We start from the raw sequence: 14,676 nt of genomic DNA, 5'->3' as shown, positions 1-14,676 counted from the left end.
GACACGAAAGGCAATGATGACCGCCTACACGCATGACACCGCCCCGACCGAATTCGTCGAGGCGAACGGCATCCGCTTCGCCTACCGCCGCTTCGGCGCGAAGGACGGTGTTCCGCTGGTCTTCTTCCAGCACTTCATGGGCAATCTCGACGACCACGACCCGGCGCTGACCGACGCATTCGCCCTCGACCGCGAGGTCATCCTGTTCAACAACGCCGGTATCGCCTCCTCCACCGGAACCACTCCGGACACCATCGAGCAGACTGCGCGCGACGCCGAGGCATTCATCGACGCCATCGGTCTGGGCACCGTCGACCTGCTGGGCCACTCCATGGGCGGCCTGGTCACCCAGCAGGTGGGGCTCGACCGTCCCGCACTGGTACGCCGCCTGGTCCTGGTCGGCACCGGGCCGCGCGGCGGTGAGGGGATCGGTGCGGCTCCGCCGGAAACCAGGGCGCTGTTCTTCAAGACCTATGAGCACCAGGAGGAGATGTGGCTGCCGATCCTGTTCTCCTCCACTGAGACCAGCCAGGCCGCCGGTCGTGCTTTCCTGGCGCGCATCATGGGCCGCGAGGATCGTGATGCCGGGGTCGCGACCGAGACTGTTGCGGCGCAGACCGCCGCGATCGCGGCCTACGGCGCGGACAAGGACGAGACCTACGCCCACCTCAAAGGACTGGTGCAGCCGACCCTGGTCGTCAACGGCAACAACGACATCATCATCCCGACCATCAACTCATACCTGCTCCAGCAGCATGCCCTCGACGCACAGCTCATCCTCTACCCCGACGCCAACCATGGCGCCCATTTTCAGTACCCCGAACTGTTCGTCAAGCACACCAAGCTGTTCCTCGACGTCGAGTAGACCGAGCAGCCAAGTCCCTCGGGTCATCGCGGCTCGATCCGGAACACCGGATGACCGTGCCGGCCCGTAGTGCCGGGCCCACCAGCGGATTCACTTTGGCCTGCCTGCGAGCGTTTGGTCGCTGGGTGATCGCGTTCTCGTCCAGTAACCAGCTCGGCCTGATCGTCCTTTGATGGAACTGTTGCTGCACCCAGGCCGTTTCGGGCCTGGCGGGTCGTGCCGAATGCCGACGGTGAACGGCGTGTGAGGGAGAACCTCATGCACGGATTGACGGGCGAGCCCTCGAAGGTCCCACCGACTCTGCCCTCGTTCGCGCGGAACTCCGCGATGGTCTTTGCGTTCCAGTCGAGCACTTCGCTCATGTCGCTCTCCTTTCATTCAGCCTTGGGATCACCGACAGCGCCGTGCCGCCCAGGACCGCGGTTCGTTCGTCGTCGTTCAGTTCCTGGCTCCGTTCGAGCTGGGCGCGACAGGAGACCGCGAGATCGCGACGCAGGTAGGGGTAGTCGGAGCCGAACACGACGTGGTCCATGCCCACGAGGTCACGCAACATGCTCAGCACCGGGTCGCTCCAGGACAGCGCGGTGTCCCAGTACAGGCTGCGGAAGGCCTCGGCGGCGCTCCGCCGGTGCTCGCCGCCCGGGACCACGTCCATGGCGTCGATGATGCCGAACCGGCCGGCCAGATACGGCACGGTTCCGCCCGCGTGGGAGAGGATGTATGTGGCGTCCGGGGTGCGCGCGAACGTGTTGCTGTAGTGCAGTTGTGCGACGGCCCTCGTGGTGTCGGCGGGATAGTCGATGAGCGAGTCGGGCAGGCCGAGCGCGTGCGCACTCGGGTCGGGCGACGGGTTGGGGTGGATGAACACCACGGCGGCGCGTCGTTGCAGCTCGTCGAACAGCGGAGTGAGGCGTGGATCTCCGAGATAGATCCCGCGCGCGTTGCTGAACAGCACTACGCCGTCCAGGTGGAGATCATCGAGGGCATAGGCGAGTTCGATGAGCGTGCCGTCCACGTCCGGCAGCGGAAGGCAGGCGAAAGCGCCGAATCGGTCCGGGTGGTCGCGGATCAGTTCGGCGGAGTGTTCGTTGCACTGTCGGGCCAGCTTGCGGGCTGCCGCGTCGTCGCCGGTGTGCACGCCGGGGGTGCTGATCGAGGTGATCGCCACGTCGATCTCTGAATCGTCCAGAAAGGACAGCGCGCTTTCCAATGACCAGGACGGTGGTGCGATGCCGCCCGCCGGATGGCCTGCCTCGTTGGTGGCCTGCCAGAAGAAGTCGGGCAGCACGTGGTGGTGGACGTCGACGGTGAAGGTCACGGCAGCTCCCTGGTCAGCCAGCGTAGACGCGTTGGAAGATTCGTTCGGCCAGCATGATGACGGTGACGTTGGTGGTTGACGACGGAACCTCGGGGATGATCGACGCGTCGACGACCCGGAGCCCGGCGACACCCTTGACCGCGCCGACGGAGTCGACGACGGCCCACGGATCACCGGCTCCGCCCATCGGGACCGTGGAGGTGGGGTGGCCGTAGACCGCGACGTTGGCCGCGATGCCCTCCGCGAGGGCGTCATCGTCCGTGACAGCCTCGCCCGGTGTCAGTTCAGCCGCGACGAACTTGGCGAATTCCGAGTTGCGGGCGATGGCGCGGCCGAGTTTGACGCCTTCGAGCATGCGGGCGGCGTCGCGTTCGGTGCCGAGGTAGTTGGGGTCGATCAGCGACGGATCGTCGGGATCGCGGCTGGCTAGCGTCACCGTGCCGGTCGATTCGGGGCGCGTCAGCGCGGCCATCAGCACGATGGCGCCGCCGGTCGGGCTCAGCGACCCGTCCATCAGGTGGGTCGCGGTCACGTGCAGATCCAGTTCGCCTGCCGCGGCCTGGCTGGACGCCGTCCAGAGCAGGGAGCCGACCGCCGGATCCATGTCCAGGTATTCCGGCGCCAGCGCGTAGGCGTTGTAGTAGCCGGGCTGGTCCTGGAGCCGTTGGCCCACGGGCAGATCCGCGATTACCTTTATGTCCATATCGGATAGATGGTCGGCGGGGCCGATGCCGGAGCGGAGCAGGATGGCGGCGCTGCCATAGGTTCCGCCGGAGAGGATCACCTCTCGCCCCCGGTACTCCGTGCCGTCCGCGGTGAGTACGCCGGTCGCGGTCGTGCCGTCGAACAGCACGCGGTCGACGTTGACCTCGCCGAGGATGGTGAGGTTCTGGCGCTGGCGCACCTCGGCGGTGAGGTACGCCAGCCCAACGTTCTGGCGAACGCCGTCGACCACGTCGACCGGGTAGCCGTCGGCGCCGTTCGCGTCGGCGCCGTTGAAGTCGCGCACGCGCGGGAACCCGTGCGCGACGGACGCCTCCACGAACCCGCGCAGCGACGGCGTGAGCTCCTCGTCCGCGCGTTGCCGGATCGACAGCGGGCCGGTTCGCCCGTGGTAGGCGTCCGCGCCGGTCGGCGTGTTCTCCAGCAGCTTGAACATAGGCAGCACGTCCGTGAAGGACCAGCCTTCGACGCCGAGATGGCCTGACAGCAGCCGTCCGGCTCGGTCCAGTGCGGCGACGGCTTCGTCGAGAACCGGGTAGAAGGACTGGAAGACGTGTGGCACCCCGGCCGTGATGTCCAGGGTGACGTCCACGTCGGCTAGGGCGGCCGTGCGCGCCAGCCGGATGGCGTCGTCGAGCAGCACCTCGTGCGTGCTGGCCTGGACGATCAGTGGCGGCAGCCCGGACAGGTCGGCGAACACCGGACTGATCAACCCGGACGCACTGTCCTTACCGGACACGTAGTCGACGACCGCCGCCTGCAAGGACGTCCGGTCGAGTAGCGGGTCGACGTCCTTCTTACTGTCCAGAGTGGACCCGGACAGGGTCAGATTCGCCCACGGCGACAGCACGTACGCCGCGGCGGGCATCGGCAACCCGCGCTCCCGCGCGTTGACCAGCGTGGCGATCGCGAGTCCGCCGCCCGCTGACTCCCCGGCGGTCACGATCTCCGAAGGGGCCACTCGATCGTCGAGGAGAGCCTGGTAGACGGCGAACGCGTCGTCCACCGCAGCCGGATAAGGATGTTCGGGAGCGAGCCGATACTCGACCGAGATCGCCTCGGCGCTGGTCCGCCTGGCGATCTGCGCGGCAAGGTCGGCGGCAGTCGCCGCGTCGCCGAGCGCGTACACGCCGCCGTGGAAGTAGAGCACGACGTGCCGGGCGTCGACGCCGGCGACGGTGATCTCCGCGGTGCGGACGTCACCGAGCACACCCGTGGTCACGCGCACGTCGGCCGGCAGGGGATTCGCCGCCAATCACTCGCCCAACAGCCGTCGTCGCTCGTCGATGCCGATGTTGGGCGGGAAGCTCCACTGGCGCAGGGCCGCGTCCAGGCTCGCTTGCTGTTGTGCGCTCATCGTCACGACTCCAGCGCAGCGCTGATGTTCGCGATGACGCCGAGCTGGGTGAACAGGACGGTCCCGGACGGGTAGCAGTCGAAGCGCTTGATCTTGCCGCCGACCAGTTCGAACACGTCGCAGCACGGCGCGTCCATCCGCTTGCCGGTCGCCGGCAGCGTGCCGAACGGCAGGCTCAACGGCCCCAGATGGGTTCCTTGCAGGGCGAGCTGGACGACGACGATGTCACCGCTGCCGTAGAACTGGTACAGCTCGCGGTGCATGTCCGGGAATGCCCGCGCGTACACCTCGACGGTGATGGGCAACTCCTTGGAACCGCGATAGGTGACCCCGATGGACTCATCGGTGAAGGTGCCGTCCTCGGTAAAGGCGGAGACCCACCCTTCCAGGTCCTTGTCCTCGGCGACCTGGTAGGCCCGCCGGACGATCTGCTCGTTGTCCACGGGACCAGCATTGTGAGCGGATAGGTGAGCGGTCGTCACCTGATTCAGGCGATTCCGGCCGCGGGCGATGCTCGACGGTAGGTTCGCTGTGGTGGCTCCGATAACTTCTTGGCTCATCGAGTGGCGTGACCTTCTCGCCAAGCTGGATCGCGCGGTGACGCGGAAGGTGACGATCATTTCGACACCGGCCGGCAATGGAAAATCGTCCCTGTTGCGCGCCTGGGCGGACCGTGCCGAGCGGCGGCGGATCTTCGTGCTCCAGGTGCGGCGCGACCAGCAGGACGCCTAGCAGTTCTGGCTCGCGCTGCTCGACGCGATCCGCGCGGAACCGGCCGAGGCGACGCCGGAGTTCGACGCGTCCGCGATGGTCGACGCGGTGCTGGCCGGACTCGCCGCGATCGACGGCGACCTGACGCTGGTCGTCGAGGACCTGCACGAGCTGACCTCGCCCGACGCGCTCACCCACCTCTCCCGGCTGCTGACGAACCTGCCACCCCACGGGCACGCGGTGTTGACCACCCGGCACGACCTGCGGCTGGGACTGCACCAGTTGCGCCTCGCCGGTCAGCTGGCCGAGATCCGCGCCGCCGAACTCCGGTTCACCGAGCGGGAGACCCGAGCCCTGCTCGCGGCGTCGGGCGTCGACTTGGCCGATGCGGGCGTAGCGCTGTTGCACGAGCGAACGGAGGGCTGGGCAGCGGGCCTTCGCCTCGCCGCTCTCGCCCTGGCCGGTCACCCAGACCCGGAGCGCTTCGTTGCCGAGTTCTCCGGCAGCGACCACGCGGTGGCCAGCGCCTCGGACGCCTCGCCGATTGCCTTCCGGATCCGTGGGTACGTGCCGCACCGGCACAGGTTTCCGTTCATCCAACTGCCGATCGCCGCGTCGTCCGGCGACGGGTCGGCCGTCAGCAGCGCGGTGGCGGCCAGGGTCTGACCCGGCTGGCAGTACCCGCACTGCACCACGTTGCCCCGGCGCCACGCGTCCCGGACAGCTTCCACGACCAGACCCGAAACGCCTTCGACCGTGGTGATCGCCTTGCCGACAGCGGTCTCGGCCGGTGTCTGGCACGACTTCGTGTTGCGACCGTCGATCAGCACCGTGCACGCGGCGCAGAACCCAATCCCGCAGCCGTACTTGGTTCCCGTCAACTCCAGCACATCACGCAGCACCCACAACAGCGGGCTGGTCGCGAAACGGTCATCAACGTCGACATCGGCACCGTTCACGTTCAGCTTCACGAGAATCTCCTGAGAGCGAGGGGACGTTCCACATTGGTCAGCACCGGATGCCGGTGATCCGTCAGGCGGGCGTGCCCGCGTCGATCCACTGCTGCAGCTTGTCCACCTGCTCGGCGGGCCACGCGCCGTCGCACGGCATCTGCCCGCTGCGCAGCGATCCCACGATGGCGTCGGCCTTCTCGACGACGTCCTCGTAGTCGAACAGGTCGAAGGCGGCCAGCATCGCGTCGCGGTCCTTCTGCCGGAACAGCGGCCTGATGTCCTGCTCGAAGCTGAGCTTGTCGCCGGGGCCCGCCATGTCATGTCCTCACTTTCCGGAAACACTTCAGATGTGCCGACAAGCGGTGCCCCGCCTCGGCCACTCGACGCACAGGGTCAGCCTCATGGTGAGGGAGGTGAGACGTCATCACCGGAATCCGGCGATGCCCCCTCACCATCCCCGGGACGAACCTTGATTCGCCCTGCTCCATGCCCGAATGGGAGATAGCAGTGACAACCGAAACCGAAGCGCTCGTGCGCCGCGCGTACCACTTCGCCCAGGGTGACGTCCTGAACATCCAGGGATTTGTCGATCTGTTCGCTGAGGACGGTGTGTTCAACGGCATCGGCGGCGTGTCCGGCCAGGACAGCTACCGGGGTGACCACTTGGGCGATGTGGTCGCCTGGATGGGCAAGCTGCTACCCGACGTTCACCGGGAGCTGCACAGGGTCAACGTGCTCGGGGACGTCGTCGCGATCGAGCTGTCGATCCGGGGCACTTTCCTCGGGCCGTTCGAGACGCCCACCGGCGCGATCCAGCCGACGGGGGCCAAGCTCGACATCCCGACCGCCGACTTCTGGTACGTGCGCAACGGCAAGATCCAGGAGTTCAACTGCCATGTCGGTACGACCACCATGTTCGCGCAGATGGGCATCCTGCCGGACTTCGCGTCCGCAGCCGCGGCCGGAACCTGATCAGCGGACCTGAAAGTAGCCGGCAGCGGAAAGGAATCCCTGTGACAGCCCGCGACCCGGCGGAGCGGAGACCGATCGCGGTGGTCGGCGCGACCGGCCTCCAGGGCAGGGCCACCGCCCGCGCACTTCTGCGCACGCAGGCCGCGGTCCGGGCGTTGGCGCGTCGCACTGACTCCGCTGCGGCCCGCGCCCTGACCGGGCTCGGCGCCGACCTCGTCGCTGCTGATCTCGACGATCCCGAAAGTCTCCGCGCGGCATTCACCGGCGTGGACGGAGTCTTCGCCATGACCACACCCGGATACGACCAACGCACCGACATCGAGGTGGCGCACGGGCACGCGATCGCCGACGGGGCGGCGGCAGTCGGCGTCCCGCACGTGATCTACAGCTCGGTCGGCGGAGCGGAGCGCCACACCGGGATTCCCCATTTCGAGGGCAAACGCGACGTCGAGGAATACCTCGTCGCGCGTGGCCTGTCCACCACCTTCGTACGACCGGTGTTCAGGGACAACTTCGCACAGTTCATGACACCGGCCATGCAGGACGGCAAGCTGATGGTGCGGATACCTCTGCCGCCCGGAATCCCGCTCCAGATGATCGCCGCCGAGGACGTCGGCGCAGTCGCCGCAGCTGTGGCGTTGGACCCCGGCCGCGTCGCCGGAGGGTCGGTGGAAATCGCCGGCTACGAGCGGACCGGCGAGCAGATCGCTGAGGCCTACCAGCACCGTCACGACGTCCCGGCCCGATACGAACCTCTGCCGATCGAAGTGCTCGGTGGCGACGCCGACCAGCGAGCGATGTTCGAGTGGTTCGCCCGCCCGCCGGCGTTCCGGGCCGATTTCGCCGCCACCAAGGCGTTGGCACCACGAACGAAGACCTTCGAACAGTGGCTGGCGGCCCGGCCCGAACGGGAGTGATGGGCATGAAAGACAAGGTGATCCTGGTGACCGGAGCCAACCGCGGCATCGGGCGGGCACTGGCAGCCGAAGCCTTGGCCAGAGGCGCCCAGCGCGTGTACGCCTGCGCCCGCGAGCCACTGGCCTACCCAGACGACCGGGTGACGTCCCTGCGACTGGACATCACCAGCACCGCACAGATTCAGGCAGCAGCCGGCCAGGTCGAGTCACTGGACATGCTGATCAACAACGCCGGCATCATGCAGCGCGACGACCTCACCGACCCCGCCGTGCTCGAACGCCACCTGGGCCGTCAACCTCTTGGGAACCCACGCCGTGACCCAGGCCTTCCTGCCGGCGGTGACCCGCTCCCGCGGAGCCATCGTCAACATCCTCTCGGCAAACGCTCTCGCCCCTATGCCGTTCGTCATCCCCGCCTACTCCCTCTCGAAAGCGGCGGCGTTCTCGATGACCCAGTCGCTTCGCGCCCTGGTGGCCGGGCAGGGAGTAAGGGTCCACGCGGTCCTGCCCGGCCCGGTGGCGACCGACATGACACAGGGATCCAACGTGCCCATGGCATCCCCGGAATCCGTGGCACAGGCCATCTTCGACGCGGTCGGCAACGGGGAAAAGGAAATCTTCCCCGATCCCGCCTCAGCGCCGATCGGCGCCCGCTGGCGCGACAGTGTCGGCAAACTGCTCGAGCGCCAGCTCGCAGGGGGTGGCACCCGTCAGTTCGTGAGTGAAGGGGCGAGCTGTAGTCCGAGTTCGAGCACGGGAATGGTGCGGACCGCGGCAGTTTGGCGCGCGTACTCGGCAAAGCCTGGATAGCGCCGCGCTTGCTCGGCGTAGATCCGGTCGCGTTCAGGACCGGTCACATCGCGGATGGTCGCGTTGTATGTCCCGGTTCCGCGTTCGACACTGCCGACACCGGCGGCGGTCAAGTTGTGATACCAGGCCGGGTTGGTGGGCGCTCCACCCTTGGTCGCGAAGATGTAGATGATGTCCGGCTCGGTGTCGTGCGGGAGATACATCACCGGAGTGACGTACTCCTGCCCGCTTTTGCGGCCGCGGTGATGCACCAGGACCAGCGGAGCGCCCTCAAAGGTCCCGCCAACCCTGCCCTCGTTCGCCCGGAACTCCGCGATGGTCTTCGCGTTCCAGTCGAGCGGGTCGCTCATGTCGAACTCCTCTCGTTCACACGAGCCTGACACCGCTGGACCAGCATGGTCATCGCCGGGTTCCGGTGATTCCGGGGCAGTACGATGGGCTTGGGTTCCCCGACACTCTGGTCCATGTTCGGCAGGCGCTGGAAGGCCTCCATGACCAACCTGCTCGACCGGAAGGGTCTTCTGCAACTGCTCGACGGCGCCGTGACCAAACGTCTGACGGTCATCTCGGCGCCGCCGGGAAGTGGAAAGACTTCCCTGTTGCGAGCGTGGGCTGAGCGCTCGGGGAAGCTTCGCCGGGTCGCGTTCGTGTCCGTCGAGCGCGACCAGCAGAACGAACAGCGGTTCTGGTGCGCCGTCCTCGACGCGATCCGTGGCCCGGCGCGCACCACAGCGGCTTGTGAGGCGCCCACCGCTGTACCCGACGTGGACTACGTCGTCGACAGTGTGCTGTCGGAGATCGCCGGACACGCCGGACTCGTCGTGCTGATCATCGACGACCTCCATGAGCTGAGGTCAACGGACGCCCTCACCCAGCTCGAATACTTTCTCGCGAATCTGTCGGGCACTGCACGCGTGGTGCTGTCCTCCCGCCGGGATCCGCCGATCAAACTGCACCAGCTCAGGTTGGCCGGCGCGCTCGCCGAGATCCGCGCCGGAGATCTGCGATTCACCGAGGACGAGACGCGCGAACTGCTCGCCGATTCCACCATCAGTCTGTCCGGCGAAGCGGTGGCCGCGCTGCACCAGCGCACCGAAGGGTGGGCCGCCGGCCTGCGCCTGGCGGTGATCTCGCTGAGCGGTCACCCGGAGCCGGAGCGCTTCGTGGCCGAGTTCTCGGGGACCGACCGCGCTATCGGCGAGTACCTGATGGCCGAAATGCTCGAGCGCCAGCCGGGCGAGGTTCAGCGCATGCTGCTGCGCACCTCACTGGTCGACCGGATGAACGGTGAGCTCGCCGACCTGCTGGCCGGCCGCTCGGGCTCCGAACAGATGCTGCTGGCACTGGAGGACGCGAACGCGTTCGTCGTCTCGCTCGACGCCGAGCGCACCTGGTTTCGCTACCACCACCTCCTGGCGGACTTCCTGCGCCTGGAACTCCGCCGAAGATCCGCCGACGAGGTTCCCGGCCTGCACCGCCGGGCCGCGCGGTGGCTCGCCGACCGGGGGAACGTCGTTGAGGCGGTACGGCACACGATCGCCGCGGGCGACTGGCCCGATGCCGCCCGGCTCGTCGCGGACAACTCGTTCAAGTGGGTGCTCGACGGGCAGGCGGGAACGATTCGCGCGGCCCTGCAAGCGTTTCCGGACGGGGCGTCGGTCGATCATCCCGACCTCGCGCTCGCGCACGCGGCCGCTGAGCTGAACCAGGGGCGGACGCAGGAGGCGGCAGCCCAGCTGGCGCTGGCCGAGTCTCACCTCCCCAGCGCTGCTCCGGCTCGCCGCGGCCGTCTGGCGGTGGCGATCGCGTCCCTTCGACTGGCGCTGGCAAGGCAGAGCGGCCAGTTCAGTGAGGTTGTCGAGCAAGTGAAGAGGCTCGATGCTTCGATGACGGACGCTTCGAGCGAGCCGCTCGCGATGGGTAGTGAACTGCGTGGAGTCTCGCTGCTGAATCTCGGGATCGTCGAGACGTGGACCGGGCGCCTCCTCGAGGCCGAGCGGCATCTCGCCGACGGAGCCGCACTCGCCCGCAGGACGGGCCGCCCCTATCTGGAAGTCGCGTGCCGCGCGCATCAAGGTTTTCCGTCGAAGCTTGTCTCGGTCGCGACAGCGCGTGAGCGGGGCCGCCAGGCGGTAGCCCTGGCCGAACGCTATGGCTTGGACGATCGACCGATACTCGCACCTGCGCTGGCCGCGGTCGGTGGCATGGCCATCTGGATGGGCGAGTTCGACGAGGGGGAACGCTGGCTGCACCGCGCCTGGGAAGTCGGCTCCGCACATGTCGAGCCCGCCACCGCGGTGCTCTTGCACCTGACGGGCGGCATGCTGCACGCCGGTCGCGGGCAGCAACGATCGGCGCTGGACGCGTTCGCGGCGGCAGCGCGAACGCAGTCGCTGCTCACCGGTGTGCACGCTCTCGCGCCGCGGATCGCCGGATGGCTCGCAACCACGCAAGCTCGCCTGGAAATGCCGGCCGAGGCCCGTGCCACGCTGGCCGGATTTTCCCCTGCACCCGGGCGGACGGGCGCCATTTCCAACGCGCGAGCATGGATCTGCCTCGTGGACGGCAACCCCGGCATGGCGGTGGAAGCACTCAGTCCCGTTCGGGATGCCACACCCCCGGTCGAACCGTTCACACTCGTCGAAGCGCATCTGCTCGCCGGCACCGCGTACCTGCGCTTGGGCGATCGAGACGCCGCGGCAGCGGCCGCCGCGGCAGCTCTCGCCACCGCCGAGCCCGACCGGCTGGTCTTTCCGTTCGCCATGACCGAAGCCGCGGAGGTACTCGGCGTGCTCCGTCACCACGAGACAGCCCATGGTGCCCTTCTCGCCGACATCATCGACCAACTGAGAGGCGCGCCGCCGCCGGGCACGGACCAAGAGTTGCTCCCCCGCCCAAGTGAGCTCACCCCCAGTGAACTGCGCGTCCTTGGACTTCTCCCGACAAACCTGACGCGGGCAGAGATCGCGCATGACCTGCACATCTCCATCCATACAGTCAACACTCACATCCGCAACCTCTATGCCAAACTCGGTGCGGGCGACCGGTCGGCCGCCGTTCAACGCGCCCGCCAGCTGCGGCTCCTGGCACGCCGACTCTCGCCGGCATCTCCGAAGTAACTACGGTCCGCTTGCCCAATCACTGGATTCCGGCGTCGCCGATTCACCAGGCCGGGGCACAGATAGTTCGGGTACGAGAGCGGCACGCAGTCCGGGCCTGCGGCCGGTGGGTTCTGGCCGCAGCGCCACGCCGAGGGCCTGCACGACGAAGACCCCGATGAACACGACGTAGACCAGCCGGGTGGGTGCTGGCAGATACTGGACGATCAGGCCGGACGCCAAGGCGCCGATCCCGGACCCCAGCCCGGGGGCGACGGCGTTGGCGCGGGTGCCGCGTTCATGGTCGATGTCCAGCATCGCCGCGCCGAGCGTGCCCAGCGCGCTGCCGGTCGTGACCCCCTGCAGGATCCGCCCGGCGAACAGGGCCCCGATGCCGTCGGCTTCGCTGAACACGATCATGGCGACGATCTGCAACGCCAGCGTGCCGAGCAGCACCGGCTTGCGACCGAGGTGGTCGGATGCCCGGCCGAGCACGAGCAGTGCGGCCAGCACAATTACGGCGTACGTGCCGAACACCGTGGTGGTTGTTATCGGCGAGAAATGCCACTGGTTGGCGTAGGTGGCGTAGAGCGGCGTCGGTGTGCTGGAGGAAGCCAGGAACGACACGATCATCGAGGCTGGCAACAGGAGGCCCGGACGCCGAACGATCTTCATGGTGAGTACCAAGTAGCTGGTTGCCCGCTCCTGGCCCGGGGGAGCCGGGCCAGGAGCGGTGGTTGGTCAGGACGCTTCGGGATAGGCGGCGGTGGCCCGGATTTCGACGAGCAGCCCGGGGCTGGCCAGTCCGCTGACGCCGATCAGCGACCAGGTCGGGTACGGCGGGTTGATCAGGCGCGCCTTGGCTTGGGAAAAGCCGGGCAGGTGCTGGTGGATGTCGACGTGGTAGCTGGTCACATCGACGAGCGCGGACAGATCGAGCCCTTCCAACCGGAGGATCTCCTCGATGCGCCGGATGGCGATCTCGGTTTGTTCCTCGATGTCCTCGGGGATGGTGCCGTCGGCGCGGCGGCCGATCGTGCCGGCGATGAACAGGTGCCCGTGCGAGCGAACGGCGGCGGAGTAGCCGAAATTCGCGAACGCGTTGACGGTTTTTCCGAAGACCTCGGAGTCCTCGGGGACCTCGACGGTGTGGATTGCCATTGCGGCATTTCCCCTTTCGTGGCTAGTGGACCGTGGGATTTCAGTTGCCCCATCGGGACGAGCTGCAGGAGTGCTCCATCCGCGTCCGGCCATAAGCCTCGCGTTCACGGAGGAACTCGCCGGGAATCGAGTAGCGGGGCGCGTTCTTCGGGCTTTTCGCCGCCTGCGCGACGATCGAGTCGGTGAGCGACCGGATCATGTCCAGCCGCGGATACATGGCGTGCACGGCATCGGCCTGCTCGTCGGTGAGCGCCGCGGCGTGCGCTGTTCCCATCGGGCCGCCGAAGTCGAGCGCGACGCCTTCGCGGACGAGCACGCACAGCGCGCCGCGGCGCTCCGCGATGCCCGGCGAGGTGTGCAAAGCGATCGCCTGCCACACCCGATCGGCGTCCGATGCGGGCACCCCGCGTCCGATGAGGAATTCGGCGGCGCGATCGGCGCCCTCGACCTCGAACCGCTGGCTGTGCGGGCCGTCCGACGCGACACCGAGGTCGTGCATCGCGCACGCGGAGAACAGTAGGTCGTCGTCGTAGTCGCGGCCCGAGGACAGGCCGAGGCGGCCGGCCACCAGCCGGGCGAACAGGTAACTGCGGACGCTGTGATTGAACACCGACGGCGTCTCCACCGGGCGGATCAGGTCCACCACAGCCTTGGCCAACGGTGTACCGGGCAGCGTGATCACGTCGGCCGCCCCGTCGGGGGGCGCGTCACGAGTAGGTCCGGTCATGTCTTCAGCTTGCCTGCAACCGCCCTGAACTCGTAATAGGCAACATTGCCATACTTCGATAGGATCGTGCCATGACCGCTCATCGGATCGCGATCCTGGCCCTGGACGAGGTCATGCCCCTTGATCTGGCGATCCCGGCGCAGATCTTCTCCGCCCGGCCGGAGACCCCGTACGAGTTGACCGTGTGCACCTTCGCCACGAAGGTGCACACCACCGGGGGTTTCACGGTGGTCACCGACGGGGGCTTGGATCAGGTGCGCGTCGCCGACACCGTGATCGTGCCGGGATCCGAGCCACCCCGCCGACCGCCAGAAGCCATCCTTGCCGCGCTGGCTGAGGCACACGAGCGGGGCAAGCGGATGGTGTCGATCTGCACGGGAGCCTTCGCGCTGGCCGCGGCTGGCGTGCTCGACGGCCTGCACGCCACCACCCACTGGCAGTACATCGATGATTTCGAACGCGATTTCCCCGCTGTGTCAGTGGATCGCGACGTGCTCTACGTCGACGAGGGTGACGTCCTCACCTCGGCTGGAGTGTGCTGCGGCATCGACCTGTGTCTGCACATCGTGCGCCGCGACCTCGGCGCGGTAGTGGCCAACCGGATCGCCCGCGGCCTGGTCGCCGCCCCGCACCGCGAAGGCGGGCAAGCCCAGTACGTGCCCGCCCCGGTCGCGGTGGCCGGCGACGCGTCGCTGTCCGACACTCGCGAATGGGCTCTGCAACGCCTCGGCGAGCCGGTCACCCTGCGCGAACTCGCCCGGTACGCGGGCCTGTCGAAGCGCACTCTCATACGCCGGTTCACCGAGGAGACCGGCACGACCCCATTGCAGTGGCTTCTCGACGCCCGTCTTGGCCGGGCTCGAGAACTACTGGAGACCACCGATCACCCGGTGGATCGCGTCGCCCGTGACTGCGGGCTCGGCACCGCCGCCAACCTGCGGCTGCACTTCCGGCGCGTACTGGACACCACCCCCACCGCGTACCGGCGCACCTTCAAGAACTGAAGCGGCCTCGGGAAACCGGACCAGAGCCACCATTCGGCCGCCGTTGTGAGACTGTGCGTA

The 14,676-nt window shown here is 67.8% G+C and carries 19 protein-coding genes and 1 pseudogene; 8 read left to right on the top strand and 12 right to left on the bottom strand.

What is annotated here, in order from left to right:
- The first annotated feature begins 13 nt into the window (after positions 1 to 13).
- Positions 14 to 865 (top strand): alpha/beta fold hydrolase, encoded by an 852-nt coding sequence (locus LWP59_RS34450; RefSeq protein ID WP_233921951.1) that lies wholly within the window; start codon positions 14 to 16, stop codon positions 863 to 865.
- Positions 866 to 888: 23 nt separating this feature from the next.
- Here LWP59_RS34450 and LWP59_RS34445 read toward each other — a convergent pair whose 3' ends face one another.
- From LWP59_RS34445 to LWP59_RS34430, 4 genes are all read right to left on the bottom strand, one after another.
- Positions 889 to 1,227: a hypothetical protein gene (locus LWP59_RS34445; protein WP_144643327.1), complete on the bottom strand. Its 339-nt coding sequence runs from the start codon at positions 1,225 to 1,227 to the stop codon at positions 889 to 891.
- Positions 1,224 to 2,183: an amidohydrolase family protein gene (locus tag LWP59_RS34440; RefSeq protein ID WP_186383471.1), complete on the bottom strand. Its 960-nt coding sequence runs from the start codon at positions 2,181 to 2,183 to the stop codon at positions 1,224 to 1,226. Before LWP59_RS34440 ends, LWP59_RS34445 begins: the two co-directional genes overlap by 4 nt.
- A 13-nt stretch (positions 2,184 to 2,196) precedes the next feature.
- Positions 2,197 to 4,161, bottom strand: a complete 1,965-nt coding sequence (locus tag LWP59_RS34435) for an alpha/beta hydrolase fold domain-containing protein (protein WP_222425681.1) — start codon at positions 4,159 to 4,161, stop codon at positions 2,197 to 2,199.
- A gap of 104 nt (positions 4,162 to 4,265) precedes the next feature.
- Complete coding sequence (locus LWP59_RS34430) at positions 4,266 to 4,706, bottom strand: nuclear transport factor 2 family protein (RefSeq protein WP_229858560.1); 441 nt, start codon at positions 4,704 to 4,706, stop codon at positions 4,266 to 4,268.
- A gap of 154 nt (positions 4,707 to 4,860) precedes the next feature.
- Between LWP59_RS34430 and LWP59_RS40515 the strand changes: the two genes are divergently transcribed.
- Positions 4,861 to 4,995 (top strand): hypothetical protein, encoded by a 135-nt coding sequence (locus LWP59_RS40515; protein ID WP_267903830.1) that lies wholly within the window; start codon positions 4,861 to 4,863, stop codon positions 4,993 to 4,995.
- Here LWP59_RS40515 and LWP59_RS34425 read toward each other — a convergent pair.
- The 3 genes from LWP59_RS34425 to LWP59_RS34415 all read right to left on the bottom strand — a co-directional run bounded on the left by LWP59_RS34425 (position 4,992) and on the right by LWP59_RS34415 (position 6,243).
- The gene (locus LWP59_RS34425) at positions 4,992 to 5,168 is read right to left on the bottom strand and encodes a hypothetical protein (protein WP_186383472.1); all 177 of its coding nucleotides are present in this window, start codon (positions 5,166 to 5,168) and stop codon (positions 4,992 to 4,994) included. The genes LWP59_RS40515 and LWP59_RS34425 overlap by 4 nt on opposite strands.
- Positions 5,169 to 5,438: 270 nt before the next feature.
- Positions 5,439 to 5,933 (bottom strand): (2Fe-2S)-binding protein, encoded by a 495-nt coding sequence (locus LWP59_RS34420; RefSeq protein WP_267967028.1) that lies wholly within the window; start codon positions 5,931 to 5,933, stop codon positions 5,439 to 5,441.
- A gap of 73 nt (positions 5,934 to 6,006) precedes the next feature.
- Positions 6,007 to 6,243, bottom strand: a complete 237-nt coding sequence (locus tag LWP59_RS34415) for a hypothetical protein (RefSeq protein WP_144643330.1) — start codon at positions 6,241 to 6,243, stop codon at positions 6,007 to 6,009.
- Between the two features lie 191 nt (positions 6,244 to 6,434).
- Between LWP59_RS34415 and LWP59_RS34410 the strand changes: the two genes are divergently transcribed.
- From LWP59_RS34410 to LWP59_RS41280, 3 genes and pseudogenes are all read left to right on the top strand, one after another.
- Positions 6,435 to 6,899: a nuclear transport factor 2 family protein gene (locus tag LWP59_RS34410; protein WP_222425682.1), complete on the top strand. Its 465-nt coding sequence runs from the start codon at positions 6,435 to 6,437 to the stop codon at positions 6,897 to 6,899.
- 80 nt (positions 6,900 to 6,979) lie between these two features.
- Positions 6,980 to 7,816, top strand: coding sequence for an NmrA/HSCARG family protein (locus tag LWP59_RS34405; protein WP_186383473.1), 837 nt, complete (start codon positions 6,980 to 6,982; stop codon positions 7,814 to 7,816).
- Positions 7,816 to 8,007: pseudogene (locus tag LWP59_RS41280) on the top strand (SDR family NAD(P)-dependent oxidoreductase); the annotation flags it as partial. The gene LWP59_RS34405 and the pseudogene LWP59_RS41280, both read left to right, overlap by 1 nt.
- Before the next feature lie 15 nt (positions 8,008 to 8,022).
- On the opposite strand, the gene LWP59_RS34400 reads toward LWP59_RS41280, so the two are convergent.
- Positions 8,023 to 8,226 (bottom strand): hypothetical protein, encoded by a 204-nt coding sequence (locus LWP59_RS34400; RefSeq protein ID WP_222425685.1) that lies wholly within the window; start codon positions 8,224 to 8,226, stop codon positions 8,023 to 8,025.
- Here LWP59_RS34400 and LWP59_RS41275 point away from each other — a divergent pair.
- Positions 8,132 to 8,626 carry an SDR family NAD(P)-dependent oxidoreductase gene (locus LWP59_RS41275; RefSeq protein WP_222425683.1) on the top strand — a complete coding sequence of 165 codons (495 nt, stop codon included), beginning with the start codon at positions 8,132 to 8,134 and terminating at the stop codon, positions 8,624 to 8,626. The two genes, LWP59_RS34400 and LWP59_RS41275, sit on opposite strands and share 95 nt — an antisense overlap.
- Here the strand turns inward: LWP59_RS41275 and LWP59_RS34395 are convergent.
- Complete coding sequence (locus LWP59_RS34395) at positions 8,527 to 8,976, bottom strand: nitroreductase family deazaflavin-dependent oxidoreductase (protein ID WP_144643333.1); 450 nt, start codon at positions 8,974 to 8,976, stop codon at positions 8,527 to 8,529. The genes LWP59_RS41275 and LWP59_RS34395 overlap by 100 nt on opposite strands.
- Positions 8,977 to 9,117: 141 nt before the next feature.
- Here LWP59_RS34395 and LWP59_RS34390 point away from each other — a divergent pair, with 141 nt between their 5' ends.
- Positions 9,118 to 11,745, top strand: coding sequence for a LuxR C-terminal-related transcriptional regulator (locus LWP59_RS34390; RefSeq protein WP_233921950.1), 2,628 nt, complete (start codon positions 9,118 to 9,120; stop codon positions 11,743 to 11,745).
- On the opposite strand, the gene LWP59_RS34385 is transcribed toward LWP59_RS34390, so the two are convergent.
- From LWP59_RS34385 to LWP59_RS34375, 3 genes are all read right to left on the bottom strand, one after another.
- A complete protein-coding gene (locus LWP59_RS34385) occupies positions 11,746 to 12,399 on the bottom strand; it encodes an MFS transporter (protein ID WP_144646309.1) in 654 nt (217 codons plus the stop codon).
- Between the two features lie 66 nt (positions 12,400 to 12,465).
- Complete coding sequence (locus tag LWP59_RS34380; protein ID WP_144646307.1) at positions 12,466 to 12,885, bottom strand: RidA family protein; 420 nt, start codon at positions 12,883 to 12,885, stop codon at positions 12,466 to 12,468.
- A 40-nt stretch (positions 12,886 to 12,925) separates the two neighbouring features.
- Positions 12,926 to 13,612 carry an HD domain-containing protein gene (locus LWP59_RS34375; RefSeq protein WP_144646305.1) on the bottom strand — a complete coding sequence of 229 codons (687 nt, stop codon included), beginning with the start codon at positions 13,610 to 13,612 and terminating at the stop codon, positions 12,926 to 12,928.
- Positions 13,613 to 13,683: 71 nt separating this feature from the next.
- Between LWP59_RS34375 and LWP59_RS34370 the strand changes: the two genes are divergently transcribed.
- Positions 13,684 to 14,616, top strand: a complete 933-nt coding sequence (locus tag LWP59_RS34370; RefSeq protein WP_144646303.1) for a GlxA family transcriptional regulator — start codon at positions 13,684 to 13,686, stop codon at positions 14,614 to 14,616.
- The last annotated feature ends 60 nt before the right edge of the window (positions 14,617 to 14,676 follow it).

This window comes from Amycolatopsis acidiphila, assembly GCF_021391495.1.
Classification (GTDB): domain Bacteria; phylum Actinomycetota; class Actinomycetes; order Mycobacteriales; family Pseudonocardiaceae; genus Amycolatopsis_E; species Amycolatopsis_E acidiphila.
Note: the sequence above shows the minus strand (reverse complement) of the source record. Positions and strands in the feature narration are given on the sequence as shown.

Excerpts from the sequence above, each read along its gene's own strand:
- LWP59_RS34445 (WP_144643327.1), bottom strand. The coding sequence starts at position 1,227 with ATGAGCGAAGTGCTCGACTGGAACGCAAAGACCATCGCGGAGTTCCGC.
- LWP59_RS34380 (WP_144646307.1), bottom strand. The coding sequence starts at position 12,885 with ATGGCAATCCACACCGTCGAGGTCCCCGAGGACTCCGAGGTCTTCGGA.
- LWP59_RS34395 (WP_144643333.1), bottom strand. The coding sequence starts at position 8,976 with ATGAGCGACCCGCTCGACTGGAACGCGAAGACCATCGCGGAGTTCCGG.
- LWP59_RS34385 (WP_144646309.1), bottom strand. The coding sequence starts at position 12,399 with ATGAAGATCGTTCGGCGTCCGGGCCTCCTGTTGCCAGCCTCGATGATC.
- LWP59_RS34400 (WP_222425685.1), bottom strand. The coding sequence starts at position 8,226 with ATGACGAACGGCATAGGGGCGAGAGCGTTTGCCGAGAGGATGTTGACG.
- LWP59_RS34375 (WP_144646305.1), bottom strand. The coding sequence starts at position 13,612 with ATGACCGGACCTACTCGTGACGCGCCCCCCGACGGGGCGGCCGACGTG.
- LWP59_RS34450 (WP_233921951.1), top strand. The coding sequence starts at position 14 with ATGATGACCGCCTACACGCATGACACCGCCCCGACCGAATTCGTCGAG.
- LWP59_RS34370 (WP_144646303.1), top strand. The coding sequence starts at position 13,684 with ATGACCGCTCATCGGATCGCGATCCTGGCCCTGGACGAGGTCATGCCC.
- LWP59_RS34415 (WP_144643330.1), bottom strand. The coding sequence starts at position 6,243 with ATGGCGGGCCCCGGCGACAAGCTCAGCTTCGAGCAGGACATCAGGCCG.
- LWP59_RS34390 (WP_233921950.1), top strand. The coding sequence starts at position 9,118 with ATGACCAACCTGCTCGACCGGAAGGGTCTTCTGCAACTGCTCGACGGC.